Source organism: Roseibium sp. (assembly GCF_025698965.1).
In the GTDB taxonomy this organism is placed as follows: domain Bacteria; phylum Pseudomonadota; class Alphaproteobacteria; order Rhizobiales; family Stappiaceae; genus Roseibium.
In genome coordinates this window covers 1-4540 of sequence record NZ_JAILWL010000508.1, presented here as the reverse complement: position 1 = coordinate 4540, position 4540 = coordinate 1, and the positions used below count along the sequence as shown (strand labels likewise).

Here is a 4540-nt window from a genome sequence, read left to right as displayed (position 1 = left end):
AGACCCGGAACAATGGAGCAGCTGGTTGCCCCGATCTTCCAGACGACTCTTGGCGACGAACTCTACGATCGTGTTGAGCTAGTCTACAATCCCGAGTTTTTGCGTGAAGGCACGGCGATCCAAGATTACTTCAATCCTCCAAAAATCGTCGTTGGAACCTATGACGGCCAGCCGTCAGAAAGAATGGAGCAGCTTCACAAGGGGATCGACGCGCCGGTCTTTCATGTCAAGTATCGCGAATCCGAAATCACGAAATTCGTCGATAACACCTGGCACGCGGCGAAGGTGGCTTTCGCCAACGAAATCGGACGTATTTGTCACCAGATGGATATCAGCGCGCAGCAGGTTCACGAGATTTTCAAATCCGATACCAAACTGAACCTGTCCGCCTATTACACAAGACCCGGAGGTCCGTTCGGGGGCTCCTGTCTGCCCAAGGATGTGCGCGCCCTTCAGCATATTTCAACGGATGTGGGGGCAAACACTCACCTGATCGACACGCTGATCCGGACAAACGAGGCACACAAGCTTTACCAGTTCCAGGAAGCCACGAAAGCTCTCGCACCCGGAGCGCGCATTCTCCTGGCGGGTGTGGCCTTCAAGGCAGATACGGATGATTTGCGGGAAAGCCCCAATCTGGATCTCGCCAGAAGAATTCTTGAGGCCGGGTATGAACTGGACATTTTCGATCCGAGCCTGATTGCAGACCGTCTTGTTGGTCAGAACCTTGGCTATGCCTATTCAAATCTGCCGACGCTGAACAAGCTTCTGATTTCGAAAGAAGAGGCGGAAAGCCGCTCTTACGATCTGGTTGTGGCAGCGAATGCGTCGATTGCCCAGCTCACGCTGAACGGTGCGAACATTATTAGCGTTGGAACCATGGCATGACTTCACTCAGTTTCCAATCGGCACCTGATGCCATCATCCAGGTCGACGCCGCAACGTTGGGTGCAGAGTTGCTCGAGACTGCACCGCTGAAAGGCAAGCGCATTCTTCTCGTCGTCGAAAATCTCCCTGTCCCATTTGACCGTCGGGTCTGGCATGAGGCCAGAACACTCCGAGCTGCAGGAGCAGAAGTTTCGGTCATTTGCCCCGTCGGCAAAGGACATGAAAAGAAATACGAGCTGCTGGAGGGGATACATGTGTATCGGCACACACTGCCGCATGAAGCTGACGGCGCTCTGGGGTATCTGGCCGAGTATGGTGCAGCTCTGTTTTGGGAAACCGTATTGACCTGGCGGATTTTCCTGACCCGTGGACTCGATGCCATACATGGCTGCAACCCTCCGGACTTGATCTTCCTGGTCGCGCTGCCGCTGAAGCTCTTCGGTGTGCGTTATTTGTTCGACCATCACGATATCAACCCCGAACTTTACGAAGCCAAGTTCAGCAAACGCGGTTTCTTCTGGAATCTGATGCGCCTCTTCGAGCGGATGACCTTTGCAAGTGCCCGGGTATCAATCGCAACGAACAACAGCTACAAGGCGATCGCGGTTGAGCGGGGCAAGATGGCCCCGGAAAACGTATTTGTGGTGCGTTCCGGTCCAGATCTGTCGCGGCTGCGCCGTTTGCCGCCGAACGACACCTGGAAGAATGGCCGGAAGTATCTGATCAGTTATGTCGGTGTCATGGGCGAGCAGGAAGGCATCGACCTGCTTTTGGATGCTGCCGATCATCTGGTCCGCAAACTCGGTCGTCAGGACATTCAGTTCTGTCTTGTCGGTGGCGGTTCGAGCCTTGAAGGTCTCAAGGCGCTTTCGGCATCCATGGGACTGGAGGACTACGTGACCTTCACCGGGCGGGCTCCCGATGATGTGCTTTTTGAGGTTCTGTCCAGTGCCGACATCTGTGTCAATCCTGACCGGGTCAACGAAATGAACGACAAATCCACCATGAACAAGATCATGGAATACATGGCATTCGAAAAGCCCATCGTTCAATTTGATGTCACGGAAGGGAAATTTTCGGCTCAGGACGCGTCCTTGTACGCCAAGCCCAACGATGCAGCGGACATGGCTGAAAAGATCGTGGAACTCCTGGGCGATCCTGAGCGGCGCGCCAGTATGGGAGCCCGGGGCCGGAAACGCGTGGAGACCGAGCTTTCCTGGTCTCACCAGATCGAACCATTGATCAGCGCCTACAGGAAACTTTTCGCCTGACCACATTCACCCCGTTTGGCGGTGGACGAGGACGCTCGGTACCGTCCACCGCCCGACATCCGGTTTTGTGGAATGTGTCCTAGTGACCGAGGGCGCCGGCATAAATTCCTGCAAGTTTTCCGTTATACGTTTTCAGGTCAAACGTCGCGACAAAGTCCCTGCGGGCTTGTGAGGCCAGTCGCCGCCGCAATTGCGCGTCCCCGACAACCCTTGCCAATGCGTCTGCCAGTTTCTCTTCGTCTCCGACGGGGACCAGCAACCCGTTTTCGCCATCGTGAATAACATCGCCGACCGCACCGACCGGAGTGACGACGGGGCACAGTTCATAGGCCATGCCTTCGAGCATCGAGAGCGGCAGGTTTTCCGCATAACTGGGAAGAACTATGATGTCCGCGGTGCTCAGAAGCTTGCGTACGTCCTGTGGGCCCACCCAGCCCGGAAACTCTATTCTTTCAATGACGCCACGTTCTTTTGCCAGGTTCGAATAAAAATCTACATCCCCGTCTCCTGCCAGAGTGGCCGTCCACTTCAATGATTCCATCTTTGCCGAAGAGAGTGCTTCAACAAGTTCCGGTGCTCCTTTTCTTTCGCCAAGCCGGCCCAGGAACAGAATGTGCGGCCCTGATGTCCTTTCCGGCTTTTCAGGAACCTCATCGGGTGCATAAACCGCATTTTGCAGGATCTCAACGCGGCTCTGATCGATGCCGATAACGTCAACGACATAGTCCCTCCAGACAGATCCGAGGACAATGACCTTCTGCGCCTTTTCGAATAACGAGCGAACGATGCTTTTGCCGAATGCCGGGAGGTCATCGTAAAAATCCCGGTACCGTGACCCGTGAAGGTGAATTACATAAGGCTGGCCGGTGAGCCTGCAAATGAGTGCGTAAAGAACCTTGCGCACGGTGCTGCCATGAGCAGCTACATTGATGTGGCAGATGTCATATCTTTTCCGGAGGCAAAGAAAGAAGAACGAGCAAAGCCTGAAGGGCATTTGCAGCAGGCTTTTCCACATCGGTCCATGGGTTGGAAACACATCGAAGGAAACACGCTCATCAGGTGCTTCCATCATATAGTCGACAACCCGTTTGATCCCCCCGGGGACATTGTCAAATAGTACAATTACGCGCATAAATACCTCAAAAATATAACAAATTTCACCATTGAGACAACTTCGGTCGAGTGGTCGTGTCCGAAAACAATTTTGGCGGAAAGTGTGATTTCACTCAAAGATTTCGAGATCTGCTTAGGACAAATTTACCCTGGTTTACCGGCTTAGTGTAGCAGTCTATTAAATACAAGATCGACAAGAATGATTGCAATCATTCTGACGGGGAATTGCAGAAAATGATCGTCCGGGTGTGGAGAGAAACACCTGGCGAATGAGACATTTTGCAATGTCTGTTTCCTGTTGCGGAAAAAGGCGATACGAACTATGCGATTGGATCAATATCTCGACTATTCGGCAGCTCGAACCCTGAAGGCTGCCCACCGGTTTTAACTTTTTCAATTCTTCGTTTTCAGAGGCAAATTTGATTAAAAAAACTCTACAGGACAAGTTGTTAAAGAAGTTCCTGGGACAGTCGGGGATTGCGTTTGGAATTCGTGTGGCCTGGGCTGTGGTCAGCTATGCCGGGGTTGTATTCCTCGCACGCTGGCTGGATCCCGCCGACTACGGTACCTACGCGTTCCTGATCAGTCTGATTACCTTTCTGGCCGTGGTGTGCAGCTTCGGATCCCCGACGGCCTTGATACGTTTTCTGGGGGAATACCGGGGTCAAAACAAATCGCAGCTCATCGGGAGCGTCATTCGGGTCGCAAGAAGATCTGTGGCAATTGCGACGGTGCTGGTGGCACTTTCCGGTGCGGTGTTTTTCTCTGTCTGGAGCATGGTGGACACCGGTTTGCAGCCGGTTGTCTTCATTATCGGCATGTGTCTTCTGCCGGCATTTGCAATGGCTGAAGTGCAGGGGGCCATCTCGCGTTCATTCGGCAGTGTCGTCGCGGCGCTCGGACCGAGGGACGTATTCTGGCGCCTGGCACTGATACCTCTCGGTTTTTTCGCAACCCGCTATTTCGTGAAGGACATGCAGCTTACCGTATTCATGTCCGGTGCGGTGCTCTGCCTTTGGTTGTTTGTGGCCTGCCAGTGGGTATATGTGCGCAAGCTGCTGCCACCGGCTGTGCCTCAAGCCTCAAGTCCAGACGAAATGTCGACCTGGAGACAGGTTGCCATCCCGATCTGGTTTGCCGCGATTGCCGTCGTTTCGTTTCGGACTGTGGACGTGCTCTTTCTCGGTGTTTTTGTGTCACAGGAGGATGTTGGCAAATACTTTGCAGCTTCAAGAACCGCGAGTCTTGTGAGTTTCGTTCTGATTTCC

Annotated in this window: 4 protein-coding genes; 3 read left to right on the top strand and 1 reads right to left on the bottom strand. The window is 53.5% G+C overall.

Translation table 11 applies throughout. The features are described from left to right. Both K5905_RS28235 and K5905_RS28230 read left to right on the top strand, forming a co-directional pair. The coding region (locus tag K5905_RS28235) for a nucleotide sugar dehydrogenase (RefSeq protein ID WP_297590604.1) at positions 1–888 on the top strand (888 nt) is incomplete at its 5' end. Beyond that, positions 885–2159 carry a glycosyltransferase family 4 protein gene (locus K5905_RS28230; RefSeq protein ID WP_297590600.1) on the top strand — a complete coding sequence of 425 codons (1275 nt, stop codon included), beginning with the start codon at positions 885–887 and terminating at the stop codon, positions 2157–2159. The genes K5905_RS28235 and K5905_RS28230, both read left to right, overlap by 4 nt. Positions 2160–2238: 79 nt before the next feature. Here the strand turns inward: K5905_RS28230 and K5905_RS28225 are convergent, their stop codons facing one another. Next, a complete protein-coding gene (locus tag K5905_RS28225) occupies positions 2239–3291 on the bottom strand; it encodes a glycosyltransferase family 4 protein (protein WP_297590598.1) in 1053 nt (350 codons plus the stop codon). 400 nt (positions 3292–3691) lie between these two features. Here K5905_RS28225 and K5905_RS28220 point away from each other — a divergent pair. Continuing rightward, a partial coding sequence (locus tag K5905_RS28220) for a lipopolysaccharide biosynthesis protein (protein ID WP_297590595.1) occupies positions 3692–4540 on the top strand: 849 nt, incomplete at its 3' end.

What these genes read in the sequence shown, in the direction of transcription:
- K5905_RS28230 (WP_297590600.1), top strand. Translation starts at nt 885, where the DNA reads ATGACTTCACTCAGTTTCCAATCGGCACCTGATGCCATCATCCAGGTC.
- K5905_RS28225 (WP_297590598.1), bottom strand. Translation starts at nt 3,291, where the DNA reads ATGCGCGTAATTGTACTATTTGACAATGTCCCCGGGGGGATCAAACGG.